Source organism: Herminiimonas fonticola (assembly GCF_040395855.1).
In the GTDB taxonomy this organism is placed as follows: domain Bacteria; phylum Pseudomonadota; class Gammaproteobacteria; order Burkholderiales; family Burkholderiaceae_D; genus Oxalicibacterium; species Oxalicibacterium fonticola_A.
The window spans coordinates 1-15259 of sequence record NZ_JBEBPO010000058.1 but is presented as its reverse complement, the minus strand read 5'-3'; the positions used below and the strand labels follow the sequence as shown (position 1 = coordinate 15259).

18 protein-coding genes are annotated in these 15259 nt (G+C 56.9%); 4 read left to right on the top strand and 14 right to left on the bottom strand.

Going from position 1 to position 15259, the window contains the following annotated elements:
- Nucleotides 1-4 precede the first annotated feature (4 nt).
- From ABWP27_RS08705 to ABWP27_RS08645, 13 genes are all read right to left on the bottom strand, one after another.
- Nucleotides 5-1309, bottom strand: coding sequence for an MFS transporter (locus ABWP27_RS08705; RefSeq protein WP_353155713.1), 1305 nt, complete (start codon nt 1307-1309; stop codon nt 5-7).
- A 33-nt stretch (nt 1310-1342) separates the two neighbouring features.
- On the bottom strand, nt 1343-2350 hold the full coding sequence (lipA, locus tag ABWP27_RS08700; protein WP_353155711.1) for a lipoyl synthase: 1008 nt from the start codon (nt 2348-2350) through the stop codon (nt 1343-1345).
- Nucleotides 2351-2510: 160 nt separating this feature from the next.
- Nucleotides 2511-3161 carry a lipoyl(octanoyl) transferase LipB gene (gene lipB, locus ABWP27_RS08695; protein WP_353155709.1) on the bottom strand — a complete coding sequence of 217 codons (651 nt, stop codon included), beginning with the start codon at nt 3159-3161 and terminating at the stop codon, nt 2511-2513.
- Nucleotides 3162-3169: 8 nt separating this feature from the next.
- Nucleotides 3170-3439, bottom strand: coding sequence for a DUF493 family protein (locus tag ABWP27_RS08690; RefSeq protein WP_011872367.1), 270 nt, complete (start codon nt 3437-3439; stop codon nt 3170-3172).
- 51 nt (nt 3440-3490) lie between these two features.
- Nucleotides 3491-4339 (bottom strand): D-amino acid aminotransferase, encoded by an 849-nt coding sequence (locus tag ABWP27_RS08685; RefSeq protein ID WP_353155707.1) that lies wholly within the window; start codon nt 4337-4339, stop codon nt 3491-3493.
- A 174-nt stretch (nt 4340-4513) separates the two neighbouring features.
- Complete coding sequence (locus ABWP27_RS08680; protein WP_353155705.1) at nt 4514-5662, bottom strand: D-alanyl-D-alanine carboxypeptidase family protein; 1149 nt, start codon at nt 5660-5662, stop codon at nt 4514-4516.
- Between the two features lie 106 nt (nt 5663-5768).
- The gene (locus ABWP27_RS08675; RefSeq protein WP_353155704.1) at nt 5769-6392 is read right to left on the bottom strand and encodes an alpha/beta hydrolase; all 624 of its coding nucleotides are present in this window, start codon (nt 6390-6392) and stop codon (nt 5769-5771) included.
- Between the two features lie 24 nt (nt 6393-6416).
- Nucleotides 6417-6737, bottom strand: a complete 321-nt coding sequence (locus ABWP27_RS08670; protein WP_011872363.1) for a (2Fe-2S) ferredoxin domain-containing protein — start codon at nt 6735-6737, stop codon at nt 6417-6419.
- A 39-nt stretch (nt 6738-6776) separates the two neighbouring features.
- On the bottom strand, nt 6777-7928 hold the full coding sequence (locus tag ABWP27_RS08665; RefSeq protein ID WP_353155702.1) for a VanZ family protein: 1152 nt from the start codon (nt 7926-7928) through the stop codon (nt 6777-6779).
- Nucleotides 7898-8512: an ABC-type transport auxiliary lipoprotein family protein gene (locus ABWP27_RS08660; RefSeq protein WP_353155701.1), complete on the bottom strand. Its 615-nt coding sequence runs from the start codon at nt 8510-8512 to the stop codon at nt 7898-7900. The genes ABWP27_RS08665 and ABWP27_RS08660 overlap by 31 nt, the downstream gene beginning before the upstream one ends.
- A 24-nt stretch (nt 8513-8536) precedes the next feature.
- A complete protein-coding gene (locus tag ABWP27_RS08655; protein ID WP_353155700.1) occupies nt 8537-9472 on the bottom strand; it encodes an MlaD family protein in 936 nt (311 codons plus the stop codon).
- A gap of 21 nt (nt 9473-9493) precedes the next feature.
- A complete protein-coding gene (locus ABWP27_RS08650) occupies nt 9494-10336 on the bottom strand; it encodes an ABC transporter ATP-binding protein (protein ID WP_353155698.1) in 843 nt (280 codons plus the stop codon).
- A complete protein-coding gene (locus tag ABWP27_RS08645) occupies nt 10336-11454 on the bottom strand; it encodes an MlaE family ABC transporter permease (protein ID WP_353155696.1) in 1119 nt (372 codons plus the stop codon). The genes ABWP27_RS08650 and ABWP27_RS08645 overlap by 1 nt, the downstream gene beginning before the upstream one ends.
- A 100-nt stretch (nt 11455-11554) precedes the next feature.
- Here ABWP27_RS08645 and ABWP27_RS08640 point away from each other — a divergent pair, with 100 nt between their 5' ends.
- Genes ABWP27_RS08640 through ABWP27_RS08630 form a run of 3 tightly spaced genes read left to right on the top strand, consistent with a single transcriptional unit; the run spans nt 11555 to nt 13907 of the window.
- Nucleotides 11555-12358 (top strand): biotin--[acetyl-CoA-carboxylase] ligase, encoded by an 804-nt coding sequence (locus ABWP27_RS08640; RefSeq protein ID WP_353155694.1) that lies wholly within the window; start codon nt 11555-11557, stop codon nt 12356-12358.
- A gap of 26 nt (nt 12359-12384) precedes the next feature.
- Entirely contained in the window at nt 12385-13161 is a 777-nt protein-coding gene (locus tag ABWP27_RS08635; protein ID WP_353155692.1) for a type III pantothenate kinase, read from the top strand.
- Nucleotides 13155-13907, top strand: a complete 753-nt coding sequence (locus tag ABWP27_RS08630; RefSeq protein WP_353155691.1) for an SPOR domain-containing protein — start codon at nt 13155-13157, stop codon at nt 13905-13907. Before ABWP27_RS08635 ends, ABWP27_RS08630 begins: the two co-directional genes overlap by 7 nt.
- Here ABWP27_RS08630 and ABWP27_RS08625 read toward each other — a convergent pair.
- On the bottom strand, nt 13904-14140 hold the full coding sequence (locus tag ABWP27_RS08625) for a cysteine-rich CWC family protein (RefSeq protein ID WP_353155689.1): 237 nt from the start codon (nt 14138-14140) through the stop codon (nt 13904-13906). The two genes, ABWP27_RS08630 and ABWP27_RS08625, sit on opposite strands and share 4 nt — an antisense overlap.
- A 165-nt stretch (nt 14141-14305) precedes the next feature.
- On the opposite strand from ABWP27_RS08625, the gene argB reads away from it, so the two are divergent.
- Complete coding sequence (argB, locus tag ABWP27_RS08620; RefSeq protein ID WP_353155714.1) at nt 14306-15199, top strand: acetylglutamate kinase; 894 nt, start codon at nt 14306-14308, stop codon at nt 15197-15199.
- Nucleotides 15200-15259: the final 60 nt, after the last annotated feature.

Genomic DNA, 15259 nt, shown 5'->3' with positions numbered 1-15259 from the left:
ACGCCTAATTCCTGATCACGGCGACGGGCGCGACCTGCGGCTTTGCTACCAGCAGCAAGGCGATCAGCGTCAACAGCGAGGCGCCGGAAAGGTAGTAGCCGACGTAATGCAAACCGTAATTGGTCGCCAGCCAGGTCGCCGCATACGGTGCCAGCGAGGCACCGAAAATTCCGCCCAGATTGAAGGTCAGGGAAACGCCGGTGTAACGGATTTCAGCCGGGAAAAGTTCCGACAGCATGGTGCCTAGCGGGCCGTAAGTCATGCCCATCAAGGCCAGCCCCAGGGACAGGAATATCGTCACGCTGATCATGCTGTTCGCAACAAACATCGGGGCAATCAGCAAGCCGAACAGCATCATGGCGATAGAGATGATAATCATCGTGATGCGTCTGCCGTATTTGTCAGCCAGCAAGGCAGAGACAGGAATGGTCAGCGCAAAGAACACGACGGCAAACAATTGCAGAATCAGGAATTGCTGGCGCGAATAAGCTAACGCGGTGGTGCCCCAACTGAGCGCAAATACCGTCATCAAATAAAACAGCACAAAGGTTGCGAGTGCGATGATCGTACCCAATACCAGCATGCGACCATGTTCGCTGAATACGGTTGCGAGCGGTATTTTGACGCGTTCACCTTTATCCAGCACTTTCTGGAAGGCCGGTGTTTCCGTAATTTTCAAGCGTACATACAAACCGACCAGTACCAGCACTGCGCTGGCGAGGAAAGGAATGCGCCAGCCGTAGCTGAAGAATTGCTCGTTCGTCAGTACTTCGCTCAATAGCAGGAAAATGCCGCCGGACAGAAAGAAGCCCAGCGGTGCGCCCAGTTGCGGGAAGCAGCCGTACCAGGCGATCTTGCCCGGCGGTGCATTCTCGGTTGCCAGTAATACCGCGCCACCCCATTCGCCGCCCAGACCCAGACCCTGACCGAAACGGCACAAAGCCAGCAACAAGGGCGCGAAGGTGCCGATTGCGGCATAGGTCGGCAGCAGGCCGATCACCACGGTTGAAATCCCCATCGTCAACAATGCTGCCACCAGCGTTGCCTTGCGGCCTATGCGGTCGCCGTAGTGTCCGAACACGGCGGAGCCGATAGGGCGCGCGAAAAAGGCAATCGCGAAGGTCGCCAGCGATTGCAGCATGGCTGCGGTTGGGCTGGACGATGGAAAGAACAGCGTCGGAAACACCAGCACTGCAGCGGTGGCGTAAATGTAGAAATCGAAAAACTCGATCGTGGTGCCAATCAGACTGGCAAATAATACGGTGCCTGGCTTATTGACCGGTTTGCCATTGGCATGATGACTGCTCATTGCTGCTTTTCCTGTTTTTGTTTTTATTGGTAATCAGTCATGCGCCGTGTGGCTTGAACCGCTGGTTACGCCGTGCGCCTGTTGATCTGCGTGGTAGCTCGAACGTACCATTGCACCCACTGCAGCATGCGCGAAACCCATCTTGTAGGCTTCTTCTTCATACATCTTGAAAGTATCGGGATGTACGTAGCGACGCACTGGAAGATGATCGCCGCTAGGCATCAGGTACTGGCCTATGGTCAGCATGTCTACATCGTGTGCGCGCATGTCGCGCATCACTTGCAAAACTTCTTCATCGGTTTCGCCGAGGCCGACCATGATGCCGGATTTGGTCGGCGTGTTCGGATGCAGCGCCTTGAAGCGCTTGAGCAGGTTCAGCGAGTAGGCGTAATCGGAACCGGGACGCGCTTCCTTGTACAGGCGCGGTGCGGTTTCCAGATTGTGATTCATGACATCGGGCGGCGCGAGATTGAGAATCTCCAGCGCGCGGTCCATGCGGCCGCGGAAATCCGGTACCAGAATTTCTATGCGGGTGTTCGGCGACAGTTCGCGCACGCGGCGTATGCATTCGGCAAAGTGACCGGCGCCGCCGTCGCGCAGATCGTCGCGATCCACCGAGGTGATGACGACGTAGCTCAAGCGTAATGCAGCGATGGTTTTGGCGAGGTTCTCGGGTTCGTTCACATCGAGCGGATCGGGGCGGCCGTGGCCGACGTCGCAGAACGGGCAGCGCCGTGTGCACTTGTCGCCCATGATCATGAAGGTCGCGGTGCCTTTGCCGAAGCATTCGCCGATGTTCGGGCAACTGGCTTCTTCGCACACTGTCACCAGATTATTGGCGCGCAGGATGTCCTTGATTTCGTAGAAGCGGGTCGATGGCGAGCCGGCCTTGACGCGTATCCAGTCCGGTTTTGGCAAACGCTCCATAGGCACCACCTTGATCGGGATGCGTATGGTTTTGGCCGAACCTTTTTGCTTTTCGTTCGGATTGTAAGCAGGGGCTGCAGGTGCGGAGGATTCTGGATTGGTATCGATCGTCATTGGGCTGGTCGCTCTTCGTCAGGTGTTGCCATGACAGCGCCGGGTGCAGCGCTGGATAACAACGCGTGGCGCCGACGTTCGTCTTTGCCACGATAAAAATGGATGTTGCAGGTAATGCAAAACAGCAGGGTGGAACGGTAAGGCAGTCGGCAGCAATTCTCTATCCGGACAGGCTGTGCGTCAATTTTTCCGCCAGTGCATTTTGCACGGCGTTCAGCGTTGCCTGCGCCCCCAGACTTTGCATGTCTATCGTGATCAAACCTTCGTAACCGCAAGGATTGATCCAGGAAAACGGCGTCAAATCCATCGCCACATTCAGCGATACGCCGTGATAGGTGCAGCCGTTGCCGCGTATTTTCAAACCGAGTGCGGCGATTTTTGCACCTTGCAGCGGGCCATCCGACAGGTAAATGCCGGGTGCGCCAGCCTTGCGTTCGCAGGCCAGATTATACGCTGCCAGCGTATCGATCACCGCCTGCTCGATTTTATTGACCAGCTCGCGGGCGAAGATGCGTGCATCGGCGTGATTGCGGCGCAAATCCAGCAGTAAGTAAATGACAACCTGGCCGGGGCCGTGATACGTGACTTCGCCGCCGCGATCGGTTTGCACGACGGGAATGTCGTGCGCATCAAGCACGTGCGTGGGATCGCCCGCCAGGCCGAGCGTAAACACAGGCGGATGTTCGACTATCCACAATTCGTCGACAGTCTGCGCCGTGCGCGCATCGGTAAATGCGCGCATCGCGGCGTAGGTGATCTCGTAGGATTCACGTCCGCGCTGCCGGATGAGGGGAGAAGTGCTTGCGCTCATGCGCCGGCTTACAGGACGACCTTGACCATCGGATGCGAGGAGAGCGCGCGGTACAGATTATCCAGTTGTTCGCGGCTGGTAGCGCGCACAGTCACCGTCAGGGCCAGATACTTGCCGGCCGACGATGGGCGCATCTCCATTTTTCCGGCGTGGAATTCGGGGTCGTGCAGCGTGACCAGTTCCAGCATGGTTTGGGCAAATTGATCCTGCATCAAACCCATGATCTTGATGGGGAAGTCGCTGGGGTATTCGATCAGGCTTTCGGTAGGTTCAGTCATGATGGGCTATCGTTGGTGCTTGCATGCTGGATGCAAGGTAAAGTTAAAGATTCACGCTGCCTTGGCTGCCTGGTAGGCGGCGTACAGTTTCTTGTATATGGGGCCGGGTTTGCCGTTTGCTATAGGCTGACCGTCGATAGTAACGACCGCCAGTACTTCTTTCGAGGCCGATGACAATAATACTTCGTCGGCGGCAAAGACTTCAGCGCGGGCAATACGCCTGGCCTCGAATGGAATGCGGTCGGCGCTGCATAACTCTTCCATCAGCCCGTAGCGTATGCCCTCCAGAATCAGATTGTCGCGCGGCGGCCCGATCAGGCTGCCATTCTTGACGATCCACACATTGGAGGCCGAGCCTTCCGTCAGGAAGCCGTCGCGAAACTGGATCGACTCAGTGGCCTGATGTACTACTGCGTTTTGCGCTGCCAGCACGTTGCCGAGCAGCGAGATGGATTTGATTTCGCAATGCAGCCAGCGCTGGTCTTCCATTGATACACAGGCAACGCCGTTTTCGCGCGCTTCGTCAGGCAAGGGCACGAGCGGATTGCTCATGATGAAAACGGTCGGTGTCGGTTCGCTTGGCGGGAAGGCGTGCGTACGTTGGGCGACGCCGCGCGTGACTTGCATATACACCAACTGGTTTTCTGCCGGATGCCGGCGCAGCACTTCTTCGATCAGGGCCAGCCAGCCCTGGGTATCGTGGGGATTGGCGATGCTCACTGCGGCGAGGCCGCGAAACAGGCGCTGCAGATGCTGTGCCGGCCGGAACAGTTTGCGCTGATAAGCCGGAATGACTTCGTAGATGCCATCGCCAAAAATGAAGCCGCGATCCAGCACCGGAATTTTTGCCTCGGAGAGAGGGATCATCGTACCGTTCAGATATACGAAGGGATCGTCCATTGCCGTTTTTGCATCGCTGGTGAAGCATCAATTCTGGCACAAACGCTGTGTGCCCGCGTTGAAATCCTTGCAACAGCGCGTGCAAGTTGCGTGCACCAATGAAAAACGGCAAGTTCAACCGGGGAGGGTGAAACTTGCCGTTGAGCGTTAGCTAGGCGGTCAGGCCGCCAGTGATCAGTGTATCCACAGACGGATGGAATCCAGTGCGCGGCCGAACATGCCGGCTGGTCCAACCTGTTCCAGCGCCAGTACCGGCAATTCGGTAATGACTTTGTTTTCCGCCGACATCACCTTGATGGTGCCGACCTGGCTGTTCTTGTCGATCGGTGCGACGAGTGGATCCTTGCGCGCCAGCACAGGCTTGATTTTGCCGGCCATGCCTTTAGGCACTGTCACGAAAACATCGTGCGTAAAACCGATCTTGATCTTGTTCTGCGAACCTTTCCAGACATTCGGCGTATCGATCGCGACATCTTTTGAATACAGTTTGACTGCATCAAAATTCAGGAAGCCCCAGTTCAGCAGCTTCTGGCTTTCCTGCGCGCGCGCCTGGTCGGATACCGTGCCGATCACAACGGAAATAAGACGGCGCTCATGTGCACCGTTCGGGCGTTTTGCAGTGGAAATCAGGCAATAGCCGGCATTCTGCGTATGACCGGTTTTCATGCCGTCAACCGTCGGATCCAGCCACAGCAGGCGATTGCGGTTGGATTGCTTGATCTTGTTATAGGTGAAGTCTTTGGTCGAATAGATTTTATAAAACTCGGGATGGTCGTTGACCAGATGCGTGGCCAGTACGGCCAGGTCGCGCGCGGTCGAATAATTGTTCGGGCTGGGCAAGCCGTGCGAATTGGAGAAGCGTGTGGACTTCATGCCCATGCGCTCCGCTTCGCGAGTCATCAAGGCCGCGAATGCATCTTCGGTGCCTGCCACTGCTTCTGCCAGCGCTACTGCGGCATCGTTGCCGGACTGCACGATCAGGCCGTACAGCAGGTCGTTGACGGAGACGGGTACGCGCGGCTCGATAAACATCTTCGAACTTTCAGGATCGACCTTCCAGGCATTCGTCGATACCGTAATCATTTGATTCAGCGCGAGGCGCTTGTCCCGAATCGCGGAAAAGGCAACATAGGCGGTCATCAATTTGGTCAGTGAAGCCGGTTCTATGCGTACGTCTGCGTCGTTTGCTGCCAGGATCTGGTTACTGGTCGAATCCAGCAACAGCCAGGATTTGGCCGCGATGGTTGGAGCCGGGACAATTTGCGCAAAGGCAGTGGAGAGTGACAGAACGGCAACGGCGAGGGCCGCAAATAATTTTTTCATTTGACTTTAGTGTGAGCGCATGGCGTGACCATGGGTGCGCTGATTGAAGAAAGGTCTTGATTATAGACTCGCGCCCCTTGGACGGGCCAGCAGGCAAACAGTTCCCTCAACGACGCCACATTGCCACCACATGATTTTTAATGTGATGCAATTTGCGACCGAAGAAGTGATCGGCGCCGGGCACGACGACGACCGGCAGATCCTGTGGTCGGGCCCAATCGAATACATCGATCAAGGGAATCGTTTCATCGAGCTCGCCGTGGATCAGGATGGTATCGGCCGGCACCGTAGGCAGCGGCCATTTTCCGGGAGCGGAGCCGACCAGTACCAGGCGTTCGGCCGGTGTACCTTGTTCCTCCAGACGTTTTTGCAACTGCGTTTGCACGAAGGTGCCGAAGGAAAATCCGGCCAGCGCAAACGGTAGCGCCGGATATTGCTGCTGCATGTGCGTCAGCAATTGCGCCATATCGTCGGTTTCGCCGGCGCCTTCATCGTAAACGCCACCGGAAGCGCCGACGCCGCGAAAATTCATGCGCACCGCGACGTAATCCAGCGCAACGAAGGCGCGCGCGAGCGTGTGGACGACCTTGTTGTCCATGGTGCCGCCGAACAGCGGATGCGGATGGCCGATCAGTGCGATGCCGCGCGGCGTTGCCGCCGGCAGGTCCAGTGCGCATTCGAGCGCACCGGCCGCGCCTTGCAGGGAGAAACGTTGGGTTTGGGCGTTCATGTATTTATCTGTGAATGCGGGTGATCAGATTTTCAGGCGTTCGACGATTTTTCCACCGACCAGATGTTCGTCGATGATTTCATCGATGTCGTGATTGTCAACATAGGTGTACCACGTGCCTTGCGGATAAATCACGAGCACCGGGCCTTCTTCGCAGCGACCGAGGCAACCGGATTGATTGATGCGCACATCGCCACTGCGGCTTAACCCCAGTTCCTTGACGCGTGCTTTCAAGTGTTTTTGTGCGGCGTGCGCACCTTTTTCAGCACAACATTCGCGGCCATCGTCACGCTGATTCATGCAGATGAAAAGATGCTGGCCAAAATGTTGTTTGTTTTCAGTCATCGGGATGCTCACTTCAAAGACCGGAATGATACACCCGCATCATTTTCGTTTCACGCGATGCGTCGCATGCAGCAGGAACCACAGCGCTGCCACCGGCCAGAGCAAAGACAGGAATTGCGCAGCGCCATTGAAGTTGAGGAATTTTCCTTGCGCCCAGGTTTCCAGTGTAGCGACGAAATAAGGATTGGTCGGCGCCAGATTGATGGCAATCAGAGCTGCAACCAGCAGCGCGACGGCACTGCGTCTTTGTGTGGCCGATGGCAAAAAAGCAAAGCCGGTCAGCAGTCCCAGTCCCAGCAAGACACCGCCTTGCGCACCTGGCGTGATCCAGGTAAAGGCGTTTTCCGGTGTAAAGAACAAAGCGGTCGAGAGTGTTTTGACGGCCAGTGCCGCACTCAATAATGCAAGCAGCAGAATCGCGCGCGGCGCCTTGTCGCGCAACATGCACAGCAGCGCCAGCAGGGCGCCGCTCATGCTCAGGGCCGTAATGATGGCTTCTGCCATCCAGTATTGTTCAACTGAAAGTTGCGCGCCATTGCGCAGCAAACTGCCCAGATCCACCGGTGTTTCCAGCAGTATTGATAACCAGTCGGACAAGATGGGCAGCATTTGTCCATTGCCGAATAAATAGCTTTGCGGATAAATCTGCGCCAGCGGCCACAGCGCAAAAATGATCAGGCCGCGGCTGGCCTGCGTAGTAAACCAGTGGTGGCGCAGATGGCGCAAGCGGCTGCGTTCCAGCACCAGATGGCTGCTGACGCTGCCGATCACGGCGCCGATCAGGGTGCCCATGCTATTGGTGATGAAGTCCAGGTTGGATGCGACGCGATTCGGCAGGAGTGTCTGTGTGGCTTCCATTGCGCCCGACAAGAGCACACCCAGTAAAAGTGCCAGCACGATGGCGCCTATGCGGCGGATTTTCGGATACAAGGAAAATACCGTCAGGATACCCAGCGGAATATAGCCGAGGATATTGGTGGCGACATCGAAACCGGTCCAGTAACGCGGCATGCCGGCGAACAGATAGGCTTGCAAGGGCAGGCCCATGCTTTGCCAGCCGCTGAAAGGATACAGGCTGGCATAGACAATAAGCAGCAGGTACGCCAGCAGAGCGCCGCGTGAAAACGCCGACGCTTGCAAGACCGCAGCAGGTGCGGTGCTTATTTTTTCGACGGCAGGGTCGCTAACCATACGGCCATTTCATTGATGATTGCATCGCTGGCAGTCGCCAATGCGGCTGCGCCGCCTTGCGCATCTGCGCTGGCAGTCGGCAACTGTTTAACGAACATTTTTTGCGCCCGCAGCGTGCGGCCGTCGAACAGCGATGCACGCATCGCGATATGTACGCTGCTTTGATTGGCGCTATCGAAGACTTGCGAAAAATCGTCGGCTTCGATGCGCAGTACAGGAAGATTGGCCGCGCCATCGGAGGCCGGCACGACGATGCCGCCGGCCTGCGACAGGCGCGATTTCAGGCGCAGCAGGAATAATTGCGCCGGCGCCATCGTCCATTTGCTGGAGGCATAAGGGCGCGGCTGCTGGTTGTTGGCATAGTTGAGCCGGTAAAACATCATCTGGCTATCCAGCCAGACGGGCGCCTTGATTTCGGCGATGCTGATGGCCGGCAGTTGCGTTTCTGTAGTGGCGGAGCCTCGTGTGTTTAGCGGCCCGAGATCGAAGAGCGAGGTCGATTGCGGCCCGGCCGCGCAGCCGGCCAGCAACACACTGCCGGCAAGTGCGACCATGGCAAAAAAGCGGAACGTTATTTTCTTCATGAGTATCCCAGGACAATGATCTTGTTATTTGGCCGGTACGCTGAAACCTGCTTCGCCAGGGCCGGGTTGTGCTGCGCTGGCGCCAAACAAAATACTTTGCGGTCTTTGATTGAATGTTTCCAGCGTGCGATTCAGCGCCCGCATCGAGGTCCGCGTTTCATCTACCAAAGGCACGACTTCGTATTCGACGATGGCCGCTGTCGAACCTATATTGTTGATGGCGTTGTTCATGCCGTTCAAGGGACCATCCGGCGCATTGAGCCTGACGGTAAATTCATTCAGATTGGCAGTCAGCCTGGTGGCATCTTCGGACAATTTGTTCAGCGAGATCAGCGCATGGTCAGCCTTGAGCGCAAGCGCGGGCAGTTTATCCAGTGTCGGTTGCAGCTGGTCCGGAATTTTCGCAACCTTGTTGGCGGCATTGCTGACGTCGGTGAACGCGCCAAGAATCAATTTTTGATTGGTATCGGAGAGCATGGTGTTGACGCGTTTTGCCACTTCCTCTGTTTGTTCGAGAATCGCCAGGCCGCGTATCTGCAAGGTGTCGAGCAGGCCGGGACGCAATTCGATGCGCGCGATTTTTTTCGGTGACGATGGCATCAGGGCCGGGTTCTTCCCGTCATCGTCCAGTTGCACGTAGGCGAGGCCGGTGACGCCCTGATAACTGAGTGTGGCGAAAGTCGAATGCGTGATCGGTGTATCTTTCGAGACGCTGAAACGGATCAGAATCTGGCCGGGTTTTTGCGGATCGAACAGAACTGCATCCACACGGCCGACGTCCAGCCCGCGATAGCGCACGCCGGCTTGCGGATTGAGGCCGGGTACCGACAGCGTGGTGGCGATTTCATACGGCACGCGTTCCACCCGGTCGCGGTTGAACCAGAGGGCGATCAATGCGGCCGCGATCAACAGTACGATCGTGAAAATGCCGGCCATCAATGCATGTGCTTTATTTTCCATAAGTGATTTTCAGAATATCCACTAGATACCGTCATCCGGATAATCCGGCAGCGCTTCAATCGCGCGTTGCCCGCGTTCGCCCCGGAAAAAAGTTTCGATAAACGGGTGCTTGAATTCAACCACCTTGCCTGGTTCGCAATACGCGATGATGTGCTTGTCGGCCAGCACGGCGACGCGCGACGACAAGGCGAACAGCGTGTCCAGATCGTGCGTGACCATCACCACGGTCAGATGCATTTCATCGCGCAGCGTGCGGATCAGATCGACGAAGCTTTCCGATGCATTCGGGTCCAGCCCGGCAGTCGGCTCATCGAGGAACAGCAATTCCGGTTCGAGCGCCAGCGCACGCGCCAGTGCGACACGCTTGATCATTCCGCCCGATAAATCGGAGGGCATTTTCAGCGCATGTTCCGGCCCTATGCCGGCCATCTGCAATTTCAGCAATGCGGCATCGCGTATCAATTGCTTGGGCAGCACGCGCAATTCGCGCATCGGTTGCGCCACGTTATCGAACACGGTAAACGACGAAAACAGCGCGCCCTGCTGGAACAGCATACCCCAGCGATTGCGCAATTGCTGCAGTTGTTGCGGCGGGATGCGATTGATGTCTTCGCCGAATACGCGTACCGCGCCGCGTGCCGGATGATTCAAGCCCAGCATCTGCCGCAGCAACACCGTTTTGCCGGAACCTGAGCCGCCTACCAGCGAAACGATTTCGCCCTGATTGATCGTCAGGTTCAGGTTTTCATGCACGATCACATCGCCGAACTGCGTGCACAGATTCTCGATCTGGATGATGGGCTGTGCGCCGCTTTCCGGTGTGGTCGATGCGCAGTCGATTGCGCTGTCCGTCACGCTGCTCATCAAAATCCCACTTCGGTGAAGATGATGGCGAAGACGGCATCGGCCAGAATCACGATGGTGATGGCACTGACGACTGAAATCGTGGTGCCTTCACCCAGGCTCTCGGTATTCGGTTCTATGCGCAAGCCGAAGTGACAGGCGACCAGCGCGATCAGGCCGCCGAATACGACGCCTTTGCCCAGGCCTATCCAGTAATTTGCCAGCGGTACTGCATCCGGCAATTCGCGAATAAAGTATTTGTACGACAAACCCAACTCCAGATTGGCTGCCACCATGCCGCCTATCAAGGCCATCGCATCGGTCCACACTACCAGCAGCGGCATCGAGATGGCCAGCGCGATGACTTTCGGCATGACCAGCCGGTAACCGTGCGGCAAACCCATGACCAGCATGGCATCAAGTTCTTCGGTGACGCGCATGACGCCGAGTTGCGCCGTGATCGACGAGCCGGAACGCCCGGCTACCAGGATCGCCGCCAGCAAGGGGCCGAGTTCCCGAATCACGCTCATGCCGAGAATGTTAACCAGGAAAATATCGCCGCCGAACTGATGCAATTGTTGTGCCGACAGATAAGACAGCACCACGCCGATTAAAAATCCCACCAGCGCGGTAATGCCCAGTGCCTGATATCCGGTATGAAAGATATTGGCTGAAATTTCCTTCCACGGCCCGCGTTGCGGTTCCCTGGCAAAACGCCCGAGATCCATTGTCAACTGGCCGATCAGGCTGATGGAGCCGAGCAGATGATCCAGTATGTTGCGCTTGAGTTGCAACAACGATGCCAGCGAGTACCAGTATTTTTGCGGTGGTTTTTTCAACTCCAGCGGGCCGGTCTGTTCCAGTCGCCGAAAAAAATTTTCATGCTGTGGCGCCAGTGTTAATTGGGCCGGGCGTTTTTTGCCCCATGCATTCCACAGCAATTGCGCACCGATGTAATCCAGTGCTGTTATCCGCGACAGGTCCCAGTGCACGGCCTCTGTCTTGCCTGCAGTGTGCAGTACAGCTGCAATAGCCTCCATTGCAGCGGGCTCGGCCAGCGCGTGCACCTGCCACGATCCTGCAGCGGTAGCGTTGTCGTTCGGTGTATAGCTGAGAGTAGGAGGCGCAACGTTGAGCATGCAGTGAGTGTAAGGGAGAAACGGACAGGCGTCACGTACGCTGCCATGCACCGGTTACGCTGCGGTTTCGCCGACATGGTCATCCCGTTACAATGCGCACATGACATTGCCACCATCATCGCTTCCGACTGCGCAACAACTGGCCGCCTTGTGTGGTCCCGACGCACAGAATATGACGCTGCGCATCGTTGCGGAAACCGGTTCGACCAATGCCGATCTGCTGGCCGAGGCGGCGCAATTGCAGGGGCCGACCCTGTTATGGGCGGGCTTGCAAACCGCCGGCAAGGGGCGCGCCGGGCGCAGCTGGCATTCGGCGCCTGATGCGACGCTGACCTTTTCGCTGGCGTGGAAATTTGCGCTGCCGCTGCAGGCGCTGGCGGGTTTGCCGCTGGCGGTCGGTGTGGCGGTGACGGAAACGCTGATGTCGTTCGGCGTGGATGCGCGCCTGAAATGGCCAAACGATATTTTGATGAATGGCAACAAGCTGGCCGGTATCCTGATTGAAACTGCCGTGGATAAAACAGATCGGCAGTCGGTATGGACGATCATAGGCGTAGGCATCAATCTCGCCGGCGCGCAGGATTTAAGCGCGCAAATCGGCCGGACTGTGGCCGATGCGTCCGGGTTGGCGCTGCAACGCGAGCGGTTGATGGCCGCCTTGCTGGATGCTTTCAGCAAGGCTTTGCCCTTGTTTGAACAACAGGGATTCAAAGCGTTTGCAGCGGCGTGGAATGCGCTGGATGCCTACGCGGGGCAAGCAGTGAACATAGTGGACCAGGAAAAAATTCTGCAGCATGGATATGCCGCCGGCGTGGATGAAGCCGGACGTCTGTTGCTTGATACTGCGCAGGGGCGCACGGCGATCAGCGCCGGCGATGTATCGTTGCGGATAAGAGAAGAGTAACTGAGGAATAACCGGGGAATAAGGCGATGCTGTTATTGGTCGATGCAGGAAATACGCGTATCAAATGGGCGCTGGTCGATCTCGCGCCCGCACAGCAGACGCCCGGCAACTGGCATGCTGCCGGCAGCGTTGCGCGGGCTGAAGCGGCGCAACTGGCGCAGATGTGGAGCAGCTTCAATATCAGCCGCGTACTGTTGTCGAATGTTGCCGGTGCCGGGCTTCGCGAAGAACTGGAGCAGGCTGTGTTGCAGCTTGCCGGCGACATCGCACTGGAATGGTTCACCTCGACATCGGCAGCGGGCGGCGTGCGCAATCATTATCTGAATCCGGCGCAACTGGGCAGCGACCGTTTTGCTGCCGCAATAGGCGCGCATGCCTTGTTCCCGCAGCGGCCGCTGGTGGTGGCGACCTGCGGCACCGCGACCACGATCGATGCGGTGAATGCAGATGGCGCATTTGTCGGCGGCATGATTTTGCCCGGACTCGGTTTGATGGCCTCTGCGCTGGCAAAAAATACGGCACAGTTGCCGGAAGTGGCCTTGCATGCAAGTTCGACGCAACCGTTTGCAAACAATACGGATGCGGCCATCGTCAGCGGTTGTCTGGCGGCGCAAGCCGGCGCCATCGAGCGCGCGGTGAAGGCACAGGCAGATGCGCATCCGCAAGACGCGCTTTACTGTATTCTGGCTGGCGGCGCGGCAGACCTGATTGCGCCGCATTTGTCGATTGCATATCAACGCGTTGATAATCTGGTCTTGATCGGTTTGCACACGGTGGCAATTCAAACTCTTCCAACATGCTAAAAATCCTGTTCGGCTTATTGTTATTGATCAACGGCGGCTTGTACGCGTTTCAGCAGGGTTGGCTGGACGCATGGTCGCCTTCCAGCCGTGAACCCTCGCGGCTGACGCAGCAATTGAATCCGTCCCAACTCAAGCTGATTCCGGTGCCCGCCGCCAAGCCCGCCGCTGTTGTCCCATCTTCCGCTCCAACTGCCGTCAATACGCTTGCCGCAGTCGCAACTGAGGAACCTGAAGCGGAAAAAAATCTGGCGCGTGCAGACAAGATTTCCAATGTGCTGGCATGTACCGAGGTCGGGAATTTCGATGCGGCCGAAGCCAAGCGTTTTGAAACGCAACTGGCATCACTCACACTTGGTGAACGGCTGACACGTCGCGCGATTCAGGAAAGTGCACGACACATGGTCTATATCCCGCCGCAAGCAGACAAGGATGCGGCAGAGAAAAAAGCCGGTGAACTCAAGCGTCTGGGCGTGAATGATTTTTTCGTAATCCAGGACGGTTCGGCATTGCAGTGGGGCATTTCGCTGGGGATATTCAAATCCGAAGAGGCGGCACGCAATCATTTGAATGCCTTGAATCAAAAAGGCGTGCGCAGTGCACGCATGGGCACGCATAGTCCGAATGCCAATAAAATCGCATTCCAGTTGCGCGGGCTGGATACGGCGGCCAAGAACAGCGTAGTCAAAATCAAGGGAAATTTCCCGCGTCAGGAATTGCGCGAGTGCGTCGGCCCGGCTGCGGGCTAGACGCGGCTTTCTTCTTGTGGCGGCCCGGATGCTGCCGTCTGCTCAGCCAAGCGCCGCGCCCGCAATATCGACAGACAATTGGCGCACATGCAGGTTTTCGCACTGCCGTCGGCATTCCGCAATACTTCATTTCCTGCCGCTGCCGGCAGTGCCGTGCACCAGCAGCGCGTGCTTGCAGTCGTATCGACCATGCCGCATGAAAATTCAGCGCCGCATTGCGAGCAATGGCTCATTTGTCATCTCCTCCTGAAGCGAGACGGGGCTTCATCTCCCGGGTATTTGTCAAACGGGCAAGATACATGTGGAATATTTGTGGAATTAAAACAAAGAGCCGGGAAATGAACCGGCATTCGCTGTAGAATCGCGGTCATCTATTTTTTGAGCTAGCCATGACCGATATGAATGCCGATCTTACTGTAGTTTCGCCACAAATACAGGCGCAAATCCTGGCCGAGGCGCTGCCGTATATCCGCAAATTCCACGGCAAGACCATCGTCGTCAAATACGGCGGCAATGCGATGACCGAAGAACGCCTGAAGCACAGCTTCGCACGCGATGTGATCCTGTTGAAGCTGGTCGGCATGAATCCGGTCGTGGTGCACGGCGGCGGTCCGCAGATCGACAACGCGCTGAAGAAAATCGGCAAGCAGGGCACCTTTGTGCAAGGCATGCGCATCACCGATGAAGAAACGATGGAAGTCGTTGAATGGGTGCTGGGCGGCGAAGTGCAGCAGGATATCGTGATGCTGATCAACCATTACGGCGGCCAGGCAGTCGGCCTGACCGGCAAGGATGGCGGCCTGATACGTGCGCGCAAGATGAATATGCCGGATCGCGAAAATCCGGGCAAATTCCTCGACATCGGTTTCGTCGGCGATATCGAGGCGATCAATCCTGCCGTTGTGAAAGCGCTGCAGGATGATGCCTTTATTCCGATTATTTCGCCTATCGGCTTCGGCGACGACGGCCAGGCTTACAACATCAATGCCGACGTGGTGGCCGGCAAGATTGCGGAAATCCTGAGAGCGGAAAAGCTGATCATGATGACCAATATCGCTGGTGTACAAGACAAGCAGGGCAATCTGCTGACCGATCTGTCTGCGCGCGAAATCGATGAGATGTTTGAAGACGGCACGATTTCCGGCGGCATGCTGCCGAAGATTTCCTCCGCGCTGGATGCCGCAAAATCGGGCGTCAATACCGTGCATATCATCGATGGTCGCATTGAACATTCGCTGTTGCTGGAAGTGCTGACCGAGCAGGCGTTCGGTACGATGATCCGTTCGCACTAAACAGTATTTCATTCATTAAAAAGGCGTGCCGACTTGATAGTCGGCACGCCTTTTTTGTTT